This is a genomic window from Agrobacterium sp. 22-221-1, assembly GCF_053522445.1.
Genome location: NZ_JBNWCL010000001.1, coordinates 172,440 through 186,737, shown reverse-complemented (window position 1 = coordinate 186,737; position 14,298 = coordinate 172,440). Strand labels below are relative to the sequence as shown.

Sequence of the window (14,298 nt, the reverse complement as noted above, 5' to 3'; positions counted from 1 at the left end):
CCCTTAGCTTATAATGCCTCAAGTCTCTTGAGCGCGATGGTGGAATGAAACCGGATAAATTCCAGAATATTTTACGCGAGATGGACGCGCGATTGCGCCGAAGTGAAAGCGAACTGCAATCAGCGTCGTCGCACACGGAAAGTATTCGTGGGATGATCGCTCGGTTTTCTCACCTTAAAGCGAATATCCGAAGGCTCTCTTCCAAACCCGATTCCATAAATTTTGATGAAGTGCAGGCACTAGATCTACAAATTGATCAGCTGTCTGATGCAGCGGCTCGCGCGCGAGTGAATTTTCTCACGACGCACCCGTTGCACACGGTGCTCGGTAATATCGCTGATGACAGTGCTGGCCTGTCGCGGCTTACGTCGGGTATGAAAATCGGCCTCAGTCAAGTCACGCCAGAGAACGTATTGGAATCAACGCCGGGCCAAAAAACTGCGGCATTTCAGTTTGAGTATCAGAATGACGTCTTAGTGGTAGTCGATAGGCCGCTGCAATCGAGTGAACGCGAACGAAATTTTGCTGAAGCTGCAATCTCATCAGCGGCGGATCACGGTGCCTATGTGCTGACTGACTTAGAAGGCACTAACGTTTCACCCAGACTTCGAGACGCGTTTAAATCGCTTCAGACGACCTTAGGATCACACAACAATATCGTGCAAATAGGCCAGAAAGCGCAACTTTGTGCGCGGATGGTGAACTCAGAAATCGACGAACTCTCATCAACCTTGGCAGCGCTATTGCTTGGCCACATTGAAATGGTGTCGGACGCCCTCTCACAATTCGAAGACTGGCGCATATATTGCGAAAATGCTGCGGCGTTGAAAGTGGCGCAGGGAACGGTGGACGCGATGATCGATGGCGCCCGTGAGCTAGTTGTAGGATTGCGAGACAATCAAGCAGTCGCGCCGGAGGTTGGCGACGCTTTGAAGACAGTATCGTTTTGGGCAGACGGCCAAAATCCAGATAAACGTGACGTCCTTTCGCTCGCTAGGACAATTGAGAATTTTTTCTCTGCCGTGGTGCGATCCTCCCTACGCTTCGTAAAGGACGTAGGCACCGACGTAAGAAAGCAGGCAGTCGCCGGGGTAGCGTTTCTTATTGTAAGCACCGTGACTGTTAGTCTTGTACCAGCCCTGTCTAAAATACCCGGCGCAGAATGGGTACAACCAGCCGTTAGTTATCTCAAGTCACTCACAACGAACGCACCAGCTCCGTAAACGGATAAAAGGCCTGTCGACGACTGAGGTAAGGAGCCTCCACGCCCTAGCCGCGAAAAGATAAAACTCCCTCTAAGTCGCTGAATTTATAAAAACACACCCCATAGGAAAGTTTATTTTTCTCAAATCTCTCCGGCCCGGGGAGCCATTTCTCTCAAAACATATGATGAAGAGCGTAAGACGGCTTTCTTCCCGGCCGGATTGACGTATCGCGCTTTCTGCGCCTGAAGGCTTCAGGCTTTCTTCGGTGCGCGTTTCGTTGCCCGTGTTGTATTGGTGAGCGCCGGTGGATCGCTTGCGGGGAAACTTTCTTCAAGGCTCTCGGTCAAATCGTCATCCTTCTCGGGATGAGATGCCTTCTGCTCTTTCTGAAGCGATTTTACGGCTGGTGACTTCGGTTTTTTGGCCGGTGCTTTGGTCGCAGGGGATTTTTTTGTGCCGCTTTTGCTGGCCGATTTCGTCTTGCCTGCGTTACTGGAGACTTCCTGCTCCGCTTCCATCCAGTGCCGTTCGTGGTGTCCCTCCGGTCTTCCTTCCTTCTCCCATATTGCGCGGGCTCTTTCCCGGATTTTGGCTTCGCGATCGTGGTCCATAACGGCCTCCCTCTATTCGTGGCACCGGCTTTATTCTGCCCATGGAAAACCCGAAAAAGCCAGAGTTTGTTCCGCCTTCGACAGCCGTAAATGCGGATTTCGCGAGGAGCGAAGGAACCGCCCCTGCCGGCCGATCGTTTGCTCCCCGACAACAGCAGGAGAATTCCGATGACCGGCACCAGGCACAGAAGTCCCGAACCTCTCGATATTCAACAAAAAGACGTGACGGATTTTGAAACCGACAGCGCGCTGAAGTCCAAAGACAGTGAAATCTATCCGGATGAATCGATCAGCCTTCGTGCCCGCAGGCAAGCGGCGCGGCAGCATGAGGATGCCTTTATCGTGGCAACCGATCTGGAAGACGACGATCAGCGCGACGCAGCGCCCGGCACCAGAGAGCAGCCCTAGGCCCGAAAATGGAAAAGGCGGGTCAAAGCCCGCCTTTATCGAAAAATGCCGTCAAAAATGTCAGGAGATTTATCGGCGGACCGAAACGATGGCCTTGCGGTTGAAGTTCGACACCTGCACCCGGCCGGACTGGTTGCCGCCGAGGATTTGGGCGGTCTTGCCGCTCATGCTCTTCAAAATGCCGGCATGGTAACCACGGCCGTTGCGAATGACGACGACATCGCCGGGCTTCGCCTGACTGACGGGCACGGCATAACCGAAGGATGTCCAGGACTTCGCAAATCCATAGGATTTGGGAGATTGCCGGCCGGCCTTGCTGGCGACCGCATGCAGGAAAAGGCCGCACCATGGGGTGCTGCGGGGATTTGCGCCAAGAATGTTCTTGAGGCTCTTGTTGTTCTTGGACTCGTGCAGCCCGGTGTATTTTTCTGCCTGGTTCAGCATGCCGGCGGAGGCCGATGCAACGACTGTAAAAGACAAGGCAACCGATAGAATTAACGCGGATACTCTCAAACGTCTCGCCCTTATGTTAGAGGGCGCCCGTGTATTGTGACAATTTAGCGACAATTTGACGAGAAATGGGCAGAAATCAGACGCCTATTCATGTGCGCTGATCTGTCATTGCTTCAAAACAGGCTGCCCTGCGCCTCGTCAGTGCGGCTGCGGCCGGCATTTTCGAGATCCAGCATACGCAATTTGGTGGTGGTTCCGCCCGGTGCGGAGAAGCCGCCAAGCCTGCCGCCGGCGGCGAGAACCCGGTGGCAGGGAATGATCAACGGCACCGGATTTTTCGCCATGGCCTGACCGACATCGCGGGCCTTTTCCATGCCGAGACCAAGCGTTTTTACGATGCCGCCATAGGTCGTCGTATCGCCCCAGCCGATCTGCCGCGCAACGGCGTAAACATCGAGGAAAAAGCGCTCCTGTCCGGCGAGATCGAGTTCGACGGCGGTAAAGTCGATCTCCTCGCCGCCGAAATAACGGGTGATCATCGCAATCACCTCACGCGTGCGTGTTTCGGGAACGGCGATTGAGGCGGATGGCAGGCGCTTCTGGAGGAGTTTTTCGGTCTCGCCGGCATCAGAGCCGGGCAACTGCAAACGCACGATGCCCCGCCCCGCCCATGCGAGACCGCAATGGCCGAGGGCTGTGGGAAAAACAATATAGCCGTAGTGGTTGCTCATTGCCGTCGCTCATCTGCTTTTTCGCATGCACGATGCCATATCCCGCATTCGAAACAACCCGTTTCCTGCTCCTCAACAAACAAGGCCACCCGTTTTTGACGGGTGGCCTTATACGCATCAGTTCCGAAAATCCGTTCAGGACGCGATTTTGCCCGGCTCTTCCACAAGGCACTGCGCCTGCCGGCTGGCGGCAACGAAGGCCGTGCGGGCAATTTCCCCCGCCACGTCGCCCATCAGCGAGGCGCGGCACAGACGCAGCGCCTGTTCATGCACCTTGTCGCCACGCTCAGGCCATTCGTGCTGGAGAAAATCGAAGGCTTCGTAAACGCCATTGAAAATCCTGGGAGCACCGTTTTCAAGGGAGATGGTAACGGGCTTTTCCCACTTAACGTCATTCAGCAACATTGATTGCACTTCCATGCTCTATTAACCCGCGACAAACGCCGGCTCCTCCAGTTGGTTCCCTTTATCAGCGGTTTCAAGGGCGAAAAAATAACCCTCGAAAAACCATGCGCCTCCATCTTTCCATTCTAGCCGATTTGCGGAACAAAGCGTTTCAACACTCGTTCAAGCGGAAGTGAACCGGGTCCTTTCATGCCGACAACAGCCTCCCCCGCCATCGTCTGGTTCCGCAAGGACCTGCGCCTTTCGGACAACCTCGCCCTGCTTGCCGCCGTGGAGCATGGCGGCCCCGTCATCCCCGTCTATATCAGGGAAAAATCATGTGGCCCGCTGGGCGGCGCACAGGAATGGTGGCTTCATCACTCCCTAACGTCCCTCACCGCCGCACTGGAAAAAATCGGCAGTCGCCTCGTGCTTCTCAGCGGCGATGCCGGCAAGACATTGCGCCATCTAATATCCGAAACCGGTGCGGAGGCGGTATTCTGGAACCGCCGATACGATCCGGCCGGCATGGCGACGGACAAGGCGCTGAAACAGACGCTTCGGGATGACGGCCTGACCGTCCGCAGCTTTTCCGGCCATCTGCTGCATGAGCCATCGAGGCTGCAGACGAAATCCGGCGGTCCCTACCGGGTCTATACGCCCTTCTGGCGGGCGCTGGAGGGCGGCGAGGAGCCGCACGCGCCGGCGGATGCGCCGAAGGGTCTGAAGGCGCCGAAGACGTGGCCGAAATCGGAAAAGCCTGGCGATTGGAAACTGTTACCCACCAAGCCGGACTGGGCGAAACACTTCAGCGACATATGGTCTCCCGGCGAAAGCGGGGCGCGGGAGAAACTCGACGATTTCATCGATGGCGCTTTGAAGGGCTATGAAGAAGGCCGCGACTTTCCGGCAAAGGACGCCACCTCTCTGCTTTCGCCGCATCTGGCGTCCGGCGAAATATCGCCTTCTACCGTCTGGCATGCGACGAAGGGGCTTTCCCGCCACATCGCCTCAAACGATATCAGCCGTTTTCGCAAGGAAATCGTCTGGCGGGAATTCTGCTATCACCTGCTGTTTCATTTTCCCGAACTCGACGAAAAGAACTGGAACGACAGTTTCGACGCCTTCCGCTGGCGAGACGATGAAAAATCCTTCACGGCGTGGACGCGCGGCATGACAGGATACCCCATCATCGATGCCGGCATGCGGCAATTGTGGAAACACGGCACCATGCACAACCGGGTGCGCATGATCGTGGCCTCCTTCCTCATCAAACATCTGCTGATCGACTGGCGGAAGGGCGAGAAATGGTTCCGCGACACGCTTGTGGATGCGGACCCGGCCTCCAACGCCGCCAACTGGCAATGGGTGGCGGGTTCAGGCGCGGACGCCTCGCCGTTTTTCCGCATCTTCAACCCCATATTGCAGGGCGAAAAATTCGACGCCGATGGCGATTATGTGCGCCGTTTCGTGCCGGAGCTTGAAAAGCTCGAGCGAAAATACATCCACAAGCCGTTCGAAGCGCCGAAAGAGACGCTGAAGAAAGCGGGCATCGAACTTGGCAAGATCTATCCGCTGCCGATTGTCGAGCATGGAAAAGCGCGGGAAAGAGCGCTTGCGGCCTATGCCGACGTCAGGAAGAACGCATAAAATTGGGTATCGGCAAAATTTTGCGTGGCTAAGCCAAAGCCGGGAAGATAATTTCTTGCCTTGAGGCGGTTGTAACGGGACATAACGGCACCTAATTTCCGCTCAGACAAGAAGGCTCAATCATGACCATTCACTCCTCTGCGCTCAGTGCTATCGGCAACACGCCGCTCATCCGTCTGAAAGCCGCCTCTGAAGCGACGGGGTGCGAAATCCTCGGCAAGGCGGAATTCCTCAATCCCGGTCAATCGGTGAAGGATCGCGCGGCGCTCTATATCATCCGCGATGCCGAGCGGCGCGGTCAGTTGCGACCCGGCGGCACCATTGTGGAGGGTACTGCGGGCAATACCGGCATCGGTCTTTCGCTGGTCGCCAATGCGCTGGGCTACAAAACGGTCATCGTCATTCCCGAGACGCAGAGCCAGGAAAAGAAGGACGCGCTGAAGCTTCTCGGTGCCAAGCTGGTCGAGGTTCCGGCAGCCCCCTATTCCAACCCGAACAATTACGTGAAGGTCTCCGGCCGGCTGGCAAAACAGCTTGCAGCGACGGATGAGAACGGCGCGATCTGGGCCAACCAGTTCGACAATATCGCCAACCGTCAGGCCCATATCGAAACGACGGCCCCCGAAATCTGGGACCAGACGGACGGTAAGGTGGACGGCTTCATATGCTCGGTCGGTTCCGGCGGGACGCTTGCGGGCGTGGCCGACGGCCTGCGCGATTTCAACCCCGACATCAAGATCGGCCTTGCCGATCCCGAGGGTGCGGCTCTCTATGAATTTTACAAGCACGGCGTGCTGAAATCCGAAGGCTCGTCCATCACCGAGGGCATCGGACAGGGGCGCATCACCGCCAATCTGGAAGGTTTTACGCCTGACTTTTCCTACCGCGTTTCCGATGCGGAAGCGCTGCCGGTGCTGTTCGATCTGGTGACGAAGGAAGGGCTTTGCCTTGGCGGCTCCTCCGGCATCAACATTGCCGGCGCAATCCGCCTTGCCCGCGAGCTCGGTCCGGGGCATACAATCGTGACGATACTGTGCGACTACGGCAATCGTTATCAGTCAAAGCTTTTCAATCCGGATTTCCTGCGCTCCAAGGGACTTCCGATCCCGCAGTGGCTGGCGACGAAAAGCGAGATTGCGGTTCCGTACGAAACCGTTTGAGGACATGCCGAAATGCCTGTGAATGCCCTGTTCCGTGACGATTTTTATCTTTCCACCGCAGAAGCGATCGTCACGGCGGTGCATGAGGATGGCGGCATAGAACTAGACCAGACCTGCTTTTACGCCACCTCCGGCGGCCAGCCGGGCGATAGCGGCTTTCTCGAGCGGGCCGATGGTTCGCGCATCGAACTCGGCATCACCAAAAACGGTGCCGACAAGAGCGTGATCGTCCATGTGCCGCTCGAAGGCCAGCCTTCCCCCGATATCGGCGAAAAACTCACCCTGCATGTGGACTGGCCGCGTCGTTACAAGCTGATGCGGATGCACACCGCCTGCCATCTGCTCTCCGTCGTCTGCCAGTGGCCGATCACCGGAGCCGCCGTCGGCGAGGATGAATCGCGTGTCGATTTCGACATGTCGGAAACCATCGACAAGGACGAGGTGACGGCAAAGCTGATGGAGCTGGTGAAAGCCAACCATCCCGTCTTCCTGCAATGGATCACCGACGAGGAGCTGCAGGCCAATCCGGGCATCATCAAATCCAAGAATGTGCGCCCGCCAATGGGCCTTGGCCGCGTCAGCCTCGTCTGCATCGGCGAAAATTCCAGCATCGACAGCCAGCCCTGCGGCGGCACCCATGTTTCCGAAACGCAGGAAGTGGGCGATATTCACATTGCCAAGATAGAAAAGAAGGGCAAGGAGAACAGGCGGTTCCGCATTCGTTTCGGCGCGCCTGAAGCTGTTGCCTGAGATTGGGAGAAACATCGTGAGCACGGATAAGAGCCGTTTCGTCGTTTCGGCGGACTGGGTGGAAAAACAGCTCGGCACGGCCGGGTTTCGTGTCGTTGATGCCTCCTGGTATCTGCCGGCGCACAAGCGCAACGGTGCGGAAGAATATGCGGCCGGCCATCTGCCCGGCGCCGTGTTCTTCGATCAGGACAAAATCGCCGATCATACCACCGGCCTGCCGCATTCCCTGCCCTCGCCGGAATTCTTCGCGGAACAGGCCGGTGCGCTCGGCCTCAGCGACACCGATACGATCGTGGTTTATGACGGCCCCGGCTTCTTTTCCGCGCCGCGCGTGTGGTGGATGCTGCGGGTGATGGGCGTGCGCAAGGCCTATGTGCTGGATGGCGGCCTCGATGGCTGGAAACACGAAGGCCGGCCGCTTGAAACCGGCACGCCGGAAATCGAGCCGGCAACCTTTACGCCTGATTTCAACGAAAAGCGCGTAACCTCGCTTGGCGCCATGCGCGGCATCGTCGACAGCGGTGAAAAGCAGATTGCCGACGCCCGTGGCGCCGGACGCTTTACCGGCGACGAGGCCGAACCGCGTGCCGGCATGCGTTCCGGCCACATGCCCGGCGCGCGCAGCCTGCCCGCGACAGCCTTTTCCGAAAACGGCCACTTCAAGGACCTCACCGCCATCCGCAAGATGGTGACCGATGCCGGTATCGATCTTTCTAAGCCCGTCGTCACCAGTTGCGGCTCGGGCGTCACTGCCGCCGTCATTACGCTGGCGCTGGAATCGCTCGGTCACAAGGATAATTCGCTTTACGACGGCTCATGGTCGGAATGGGGCGGATTGCAGGATACGCCGGTGGTTACCGGTCCGGCGGATGCAATCCCCACATTGTCGCACGGACCGCTGAAGGCGCATGTGACGCAGCTGGAAATGACGGCGCCGCCGAAGGTCAGCCTGCCGATCCCCGTGAACATCCAGACGGCGCTGATGCGGGTCAACAATATTCCCCTGCATTTCTACCGCTATCTTTACTGGCGGGTGGGGAAACGCTGGCACTGGCAAAAGCGCATGCGCATGAGCGATGCAGAGCTTTCCGCCATTCTGCGCGATCCGAAAAACAGCGTTACGGTTCTTTATATGAACGGCGCGCCCGCCGGTTTCTTCGAACTGAACAAGGCGAGCGACGAGGTGACCGAGCTGTCCTATTTCGGGCTGCTCGAAGAAGCGATCGGCGCAGGCGTCGGCAAGTGGTTCCTGTTGCAGGCGCTTTACGCCGCCTGGCAGGACAATCCGCAACGGGTGACGGTGACCACCAACACGCTCGACCATCCGCGCGCGCTGCAGCTTTACCAGATGATGGGCTTTTCGCCCGTCGGCACCTATGAGGCCTGGGTGGAGCCGCTTGCCGATACCGAGCTTCTGGAGATATCGCTGCGCAACTGAGTAGCGCCATCGAGAGCAACGCGTGCCATTCTCCGATAAGGAGTGTCTGGTCCCCACTCCCTCATTCCTGTGCTCGTCACAGGAATCCAGTCAGCCCAAGTCCTTGGGCTGAAAAGGACTCTCGCCGATATTTTCGAAGCTCTTTTCGGAAAAATCCTCGTCCGTCCCGGTCGAGCCGCCTTACTTGCCGAACATGCGATGAAAGGTGCGGGTCTTGAAGGCCCATTGGTGCAGCTCTTCGCCGTTCACACCCAGCGGGTTCTGCAGGCTCTGGTCTGGCCCTGCGCCGTATCCGTCAAGCGAGATGGCGAAATTGCGAACGACAACCTTCGGCATGGCACTCTCCTCCCATATCGGGAAGCCAGATTGCCAGCGTCCGGCAATCCGGCCTCAGATTTCCCGTTCCAGATTAGCGGCGGCGGTCGGGATTTGCCCGCCGGCAGCGCCCTTGTCTTCCGTGACGGTGTTCAGCAGGTGATCGGCAATCAGTTCCGCCTGGAACTTGCCGAGTTCATAGCAATAGGTGATCTCGCGCTTTTCCGCCGACCAGTAGACATCGGGACGGCCGCAGGACTTGGCCGTCAACTTGACGTCCCCCTTCAGACCATAGCTGCTAAAACTGCGGCTGATGAGATCGAGAACCTTCGATTCCCTGATCATGATGGCGTAGGGCTCAAGGTCCGGGTCGCGCGGCGGCACGTAGCTGACGGAGAATCTGGAAGGCGTCTGGCTGCGGTGGGGCGCGAGAAAATTCTCCCAGGCCGAAGCGACGCCCGGATAGGCGGCCGCGCATTTGTCGAATTCGGCATTGTTGAGCCCCATCATGGCGGCCAGATCGCCATAACCGTCCTTGTCACGGCCGACCATCAGGCAGGCCATGTTGCGATCGCGGCTCCTGTCGGGCACCAGCGCGGAGAAGACCGGGGCTTCGTGCTCAGGCAAGGTCTCCGCCTCACGCGCCAGATACCAGCTGTCGGTGGCATTGACGAGCGCGGTGTCGAGCCATTCCTCGTTGGCCTGGAGGATGAGCGTGCCAGCCAGTTGATCGGCCGGCGCCTGCACACTTGCCGTCTCCGCCGTTCCGAAATCCGAGATCAGCATGCGCGCGCCCTCGTGATATAGCGAGAAGATCGCATTGCCGATGACGAAATTGACCGCCTGCTGAAGCTGTTCGTCGGACAGGCCATCGAGACCGGAGGCGACCTGCGCCTCGGCCTCAAGCGGAGCCGTCAACGAAACGAAAGCCAGCGGAACGGCGGCCAGAAAACGACGGAACATAAAATCAGACCTTCCGGGAACGAGGAGCGTCACTGATTCCCGAAGCTAACGAGTCACGCAATGGGCTGGTTGCATCGCCTGTCAAGAATCGGGTGGATAGTGATCCGTTTCGGGACCATAGCTGCAAAGAAGCAACGCCGATCCCAACCAAGGAGGTCTCCGCCATGACCGATCTCGTTTTCACTGCAATGCCGGCTAAGGAAGCCGAAGCCTACCGGTCTGGAGCCGCCGACGCCTATGGCAATCCGCCGGAGAAAGCCGTTTCTCCGGGCGGCATGCCCTGCCGCCACTGCCTTTCCCAGATCGGGGAAGGCGAAGGGATGTTGATCCTCGCCTACCGGCCCTTTCCCTCGCTGCAGCCCTATGCGGAAACGGGCCCGGTGTTTCTGCATGCCGACGCCTGTGAGCGCTACCCGCAGACGCAGGCCATTCCGCCGATGCTGGACAGCCCCGATTATATCGTGCGCGGTTATGGAGCCGATGACCGCATCGTCTACGGCACCGGCGCTGTGACGGCGACAGGCGAGATCGTTTCGCGCGCGCGGCACCTTCTGGAGCGCGCGGATGTCGCTTATGTGCATGTGCGCTCCGCCCGCAATAATTGCTATCAGTGCCGTATCGACACAGCATAATCGGCAATTACATGCAATTTTAAGAGAAGAACTAAACGGCTCTCAAGTTTTCCGCGCCATGATGCAGGTATCGGAAACAATTGATTTGAGCAGCAAAATGACAAACAACCTCAATATGGCGACCCGGACCGCGCCCCGCAGCAAGACCAGGATTTTTGCGACCGTGCATTATTTCAGCCAGTCTACCAGAGGGCGTGTGGTCGATCTTTCCGCCACCGGAATGGCGCTCGAGCTGGACGGGCCTTTCGCCGCCGCCAAGGGCAGCCGGGTCAAGGTGCAGAGTGAGGATCTGGGCTTCATCGAGGGCGTCGTGCAATGGCAGCACATGAACCGCCTCGGCCTGCAGCTCAAGCTTTCCACCAACACGCTGGCGCAGCTTTCCTCCTATTTCCGCTTCTTCCACGAAGAAGTGAAACCGACCCTCGCCCGCTGATCCTGAGCACGGCAATGCACAGAACGGAGGGTGCGCATTCTCCGGTGCGGCGACACCTGCGCCGCACTCCCGTGATAAAAAATTTATCAAACGGTTGAAAACCGGCCCATCTGTCACGGGCCTGTCATTTTGGTGATGGACTCCTCTGCGATTGCTTCTACCCTGTCATTTTCAAGACAGAGCAAGCTTCATCCGAAGGAGTTCCCATGTCGTCGCTTCTCGCTCTCCATCCCATTACCCGGCGTTCGCTTCTGGGCGGCATCGCAGCCTCCTCGGCGCTGGTGATGCTGCACCCTTTTGCTGCGCGTGCGGCGGCCAACCAGGCGCATCTGCGCATCATGGAAACGACCGATATCCATGTTCACGTCTTTCCCTATGATTATTATGCCGACAAGCCGAACGACACGATGGGACTGGCGCGCACCGCCTCGATCATAGACACCATCCGCGCCGAAGCCGGAAATTCGATGCTGGTGGACAATGGCGACTTCCTGCAGGGCAACCCGCTCGGCGACTATATCGCCTATGAGCGCGGCATGAAGGCCGGCGACAAGCACCCCGTGATCAACGCCATGAACGTGCTGGGTTACGATTGCGGCACGCTCGGCAACCACGAATTCAATTACGGTCTCGACTATATGTCGAACACGCTGGCGGGTGCGGGTTTCCCTTACGTCTGCGCCAATCTCACCAAGGGCCAGCTTGCTTCCGATCCGAAGAACGACGAGCTGTTCTTCAAGCCCTATGTCATTCTGGAAAAGCAGATCCGCGACGGCGGCGGCGTGACGAGCCCGGTCAAGGTCGGCATCATCGGCTTCGTGCCGCCGCAGATCATGATGTGGGATTCCAAGAACCTCGAGGGTAAGGCGCAGACGCGCGATATCGTCGAGGCGGCGAAAGCCTGGGTTCCGGTCATGAAGGAGGAAGGTGCGGATATCGTCATCGCCCTTTCCCATTCCGGTATCGACGGCAAGGGCCAGACCGAGCGCATGGAAAACGCCTCGCTTTATCTGGCGGGTGTGGAAGGCATCGACGCGATCTTCACCGGGCACCAGCATCTGGTCTTCCCCGGTCCGAAGGCCTGGGACGGCATCGAGGGTGCGGATGCCGTCAAGGGCACGCTGATGGGCAAGCCGGCGGTAATGGCCGGTTTCTGGGGCTCGCATATGGGCCTCATCGACCTGCTGCTCGAAAAGGACGGCAAGAGCTGGAAGATCGTCGACTTCACCTCCGAAGCCCGGCCGATCTACCACCGCGACGAAAACCGCAAGGTCGTCGCCGATTTCACAGACAAGGCGGAAGTCCTCGCCGCCGCCAAGACCGATCACGAGGCGGCCCTTGCCTATGTGCGCCGTCCCGTCGGCAAGACCTCCGCACCGCTCTATTCCTATTTCGCGCTGGTGGCCGACGACCCTTCCGTGCAGATCGTCTCCAATGCCCAGACCTGGTACATCAAGGACATGCTGAAGGAAGGGCAATATAAGGATCTGCCCGTGCTTTCGGCAGCAGCCCCCTTCAAGTCCGGCGGTCGCGGCGGTGCGGATTATTATACCGATGTCCCCGCCGGTGACATCGCCATCAAGAACGTCGCCGATCTTTACCTCTACCCCAACACGGTGCAGGCGGTGCTGATCAACGGCGCGCAGGTGAAGAACTGGCTGGAAATGTCGGCCGGCATGTTCAATACGGTCGAGGCCGGCGCCAAGGATGCGCCGCTGCTGAATGCGGACTTCCCGTCCTATAATTTCGATGTCATCGACGGCGTGACCTATCAGATCGACATTTCCAAACCGGCGAAATTCGACAAGGACGGCAAGGCGGTCAACCCGGACAGCAACCGCATCGTCAACCTGCAATTTGAAGGCAAGCCGATCGATCCCGAGCAGAAATTCGTGGTGGCGACCAATAATTACCGGGCGAGCGGCGGCGGCAAATTCCCCGATATCGCCGGCGACAAGGTGATCTTCGTGGCCCCCGATACCAACCGCGACGTGATCGTGCGCTATATCATCGATCAGGGCACCATCAACCCGTCTGCGGATGCCAACTGGTCCTTCGCGCCGGTGGCCGATACCACGGCGATCTTCGAGACCGGCCCCAAGGGCCGCCACTATGCGGCCGATATCAAGGGCGCAAAGATCGAGGATGCCGGCGACGGCGCGGAAGGTTTCGCGAAGTTCCGTCTGGTTCTTTGAGGGCTGCGGCCTTTCGGCTGTTGGCGGCAGGGTGAAGCTCTGCCGTCATCCTTGGGCTTGTCCCAAGGATCTAACCACGTCAACAAAATCAATTCGTAGCAGATCCTCGGGACGAGCCCGAGGATGACGTCGAGTTTGATGGAAACTATCGGCGATACCGAGGGCTATCACCTCAATCGCGCCCACCGAGCGCTCGCAGCAGAAGCGGCAGTTCCAATGGCGGTTTCTGCTCGATACGCCGATAATCGCTGCCGTCACGGTTACGGCGGATGAGCCTCAGGCCGACCATGTCGCGCCTCAGCATGGCCGCATCCCCGAACAGGTGCAGACTATCCAGAACGCTGCTGAATTCGCGCTCTGAAAAGCTCCGCCCGGCGGGAATTCTCGCCCATAGATACCAGAGGCACAGTTCCTGCTGGGAGCGGCGGGCCGGCCATTGCATCAGCCGGCCGGCGGCGTCGAAGACACGAACGGTCTTCAGCACCCTGCCCTCATTAGCTGCCGGCAGCATCTCTGGCCGGGATGGTCCGCTGTCATCGGATGGCTCGCGTGAGGCTCGCAGATGCTGGAAATTTCGGAACCCGGCAGCGCGGCTCAGAAGATTGAGCATCTCCACATGGCTTGGCTTTCGGTCCAGCCTGCCGATCTGTTCGCGGACGGATTTGGCGAAAGTCGAGAGGTCGGCGATATCAATGGAAAGAATCGAACGTGGCATGACTTACCCTCAAGTGCCATTCCGAAAAGGTGTCGCTGATCGCCGGCTTCCGACATGGCACGGGATAAGTGCTGTCAAACTTTAAAAATGCAGGTTTAGCTTCCCTTGCGGGACGGCGATGCCTCGGTGAACTGCTGACCGTGATTTAGGTATAGGCAGGCGACCCGCCCACGTCAATTGGCCTTGCTGGCATAGCGCCGAGGTTGCCGCGCGTTTCTTCTCCCCACCGGGGAGAAGGTGGCCACGCTCGGTCCA

Annotated in this window: 15 protein-coding genes and 1 pseudogene; 9 read left to right on the top strand and 7 right to left on the bottom strand. The window is 58.5% G+C overall.

Annotated elements, in window-relative coordinates; genetic code table 11:
• Nucleotides 1-44: 44 nt before the first annotated feature.
• On the top strand, nucleotides 45-1,223 hold the full coding sequence (locus ACQZ5N_RS00900; RefSeq protein WP_448731817.1) for a hypothetical protein: 1,179 nt from the start codon (nucleotides 45-47) through the stop codon (nucleotides 1,221-1,223).
• A gap of 233 nt (nucleotides 1,224-1,456) precedes the next feature.
• Here ACQZ5N_RS00900 and ACQZ5N_RS00895 read toward each other — a convergent pair whose 3' ends face one another.
• Nucleotides 1,457-1,816 (bottom strand): DUF2934 domain-containing protein, encoded by a 360-nt coding sequence (locus ACQZ5N_RS00895; RefSeq protein WP_059752573.1) that lies wholly within the window; start codon nucleotides 1,814-1,816, stop codon nucleotides 1,457-1,459.
• 168 nt (nucleotides 1,817-1,984) lie between these two features.
• On the opposite strand from ACQZ5N_RS00895, the gene ACQZ5N_RS00890 reads away from it, so the two are divergent.
• Nucleotides 1,985-2,224: a hypothetical protein gene (locus ACQZ5N_RS00890; RefSeq protein WP_174056649.1), complete on the top strand. Its 240-nt coding sequence runs from the start codon at nucleotides 1,985-1,987 to the stop codon at nucleotides 2,222-2,224.
• 69 nt (nucleotides 2,225-2,293) lie between these two features.
• On the opposite strand, the gene ACQZ5N_RS00885 is transcribed toward ACQZ5N_RS00890, so the two are convergent.
• From ACQZ5N_RS00885 to ACQZ5N_RS00875, 3 genes are all read right to left on the bottom strand, one after another.
• A complete protein-coding gene (locus ACQZ5N_RS00885; protein WP_080817213.1) occupies nucleotides 2,294-2,737 on the bottom strand; it encodes a TIGR02594 family protein in 444 nt (147 codons plus the stop codon).
• Between the two features lie 113 nt (nucleotides 2,738-2,850).
• The gene (locus ACQZ5N_RS00880; protein ID WP_078054041.1) at nucleotides 2,851-3,408 is read right to left on the bottom strand and encodes a methylated-DNA--[protein]-cysteine S-methyltransferase; all 558 of its coding nucleotides are present in this window, start codon (nucleotides 3,406-3,408) and stop codon (nucleotides 2,851-2,853) included.
• 135 nt (nucleotides 3,409-3,543) lie between these two features.
• A complete protein-coding gene (locus ACQZ5N_RS00875; protein WP_003521573.1) occupies nucleotides 3,544-3,813 on the bottom strand; it encodes a DUF982 domain-containing protein in 270 nt (89 codons plus the stop codon).
• 189 nt (nucleotides 3,814-4,002) lie between these two features.
• On the opposite strand from ACQZ5N_RS00875, the gene ACQZ5N_RS00870 reads away from it, so the two are divergent.
• The 4 genes from ACQZ5N_RS00870 (at nucleotide 4,003) to sseA (ending at nucleotide 8,790) form a co-directional block, all read left to right on the top strand.
• Complete coding sequence (locus ACQZ5N_RS00870; RefSeq protein ID WP_448731816.1) at nucleotides 4,003-5,442, top strand: cryptochrome/photolyase family protein; 1,440 nt, start codon at nucleotides 4,003-4,005, stop codon at nucleotides 5,440-5,442.
• A gap of 122 nt (nucleotides 5,443-5,564) precedes the next feature.
• Nucleotides 5,565-6,602 carry a cysteine synthase A gene (locus tag ACQZ5N_RS00865; RefSeq protein WP_020810800.1) on the top strand — a complete coding sequence of 346 codons (1,038 nt, stop codon included), beginning with the start codon at nucleotides 5,565-5,567 and terminating at the stop codon, nucleotides 6,600-6,602.
• Between the two features lie 12 nt (nucleotides 6,603-6,614).
• A complete protein-coding gene (locus ACQZ5N_RS00860; RefSeq protein ID WP_448731815.1) occupies nucleotides 6,615-7,352 on the top strand; it encodes an alanyl-tRNA editing protein in 738 nt (245 codons plus the stop codon).
• 16 nt (nucleotides 7,353-7,368) lie between these two features.
• Nucleotides 7,369-8,790, top strand: coding sequence for a 3-mercaptopyruvate sulfurtransferase (gene sseA, locus ACQZ5N_RS00855; protein WP_448731814.1), 1,422 nt, complete (start codon nucleotides 7,369-7,371; stop codon nucleotides 8,788-8,790).
• Between the two features lie 183 nt (nucleotides 8,791-8,973).
• Here sseA and ACQZ5N_RS00850 read toward each other — a convergent pair.
• Together ACQZ5N_RS00850 and ACQZ5N_RS00845 are read right to left on the bottom strand one after the other, a co-directional pair.
• Nucleotides 8,974-9,126: pseudogene (locus tag ACQZ5N_RS00850) on the bottom strand (DNA-binding protein); the annotation flags it as partial.
• A 54-nt stretch (nucleotides 9,127-9,180) separates the two neighbouring features.
• A complete protein-coding gene (locus tag ACQZ5N_RS00845) occupies nucleotides 9,181-10,068 on the bottom strand; it encodes a DUF4344 domain-containing metallopeptidase (RefSeq protein ID WP_448731813.1) in 888 nt (295 codons plus the stop codon).
• A gap of 164 nt (nucleotides 10,069-10,232) precedes the next feature.
• Here ACQZ5N_RS00845 and ACQZ5N_RS00840 point away from each other — a divergent pair, with 164 nt between their 5' ends.
• The 3 genes from ACQZ5N_RS00840 (at nucleotide 10,233) to ACQZ5N_RS00830 (ending at nucleotide 13,328) form a co-directional block, all read left to right on the top strand.
• Nucleotides 10,233-10,700, top strand: a complete 468-nt coding sequence (locus ACQZ5N_RS00840) for a DUF1203 domain-containing protein (protein ID WP_003521580.1) — start codon at nucleotides 10,233-10,235, stop codon at nucleotides 10,698-10,700.
• Between the two features lie 97 nt (nucleotides 10,701-10,797).
• Nucleotides 10,798-11,133, top strand: coding sequence for a PilZ domain-containing protein (locus ACQZ5N_RS00835; RefSeq protein WP_003502271.1), 336 nt, complete (start codon nucleotides 10,798-10,800; stop codon nucleotides 11,131-11,133).
• 206 nt (nucleotides 11,134-11,339) lie between these two features.
• Nucleotides 11,340-13,328, top strand: coding sequence for a bifunctional 2',3'-cyclic-nucleotide 2'-phosphodiesterase/3'-nucleotidase (locus tag ACQZ5N_RS00830; protein ID WP_448731812.1), 1,989 nt, complete (start codon nucleotides 11,340-11,342; stop codon nucleotides 13,326-13,328).
• Between the two features lie 172 nt (nucleotides 13,329-13,500).
• Here ACQZ5N_RS00830 and ACQZ5N_RS00825 read toward each other — a convergent pair whose 3' ends face one another.
• The gene (locus ACQZ5N_RS00825) at nucleotides 13,501-14,043 is read right to left on the bottom strand and encodes a DUF2087 domain-containing protein (protein ID WP_448731811.1); all 543 of its coding nucleotides are present in this window, start codon (nucleotides 14,041-14,043) and stop codon (nucleotides 13,501-13,503) included.
• Nucleotides 14,044-14,298 lie beyond the last annotated feature (255 nt).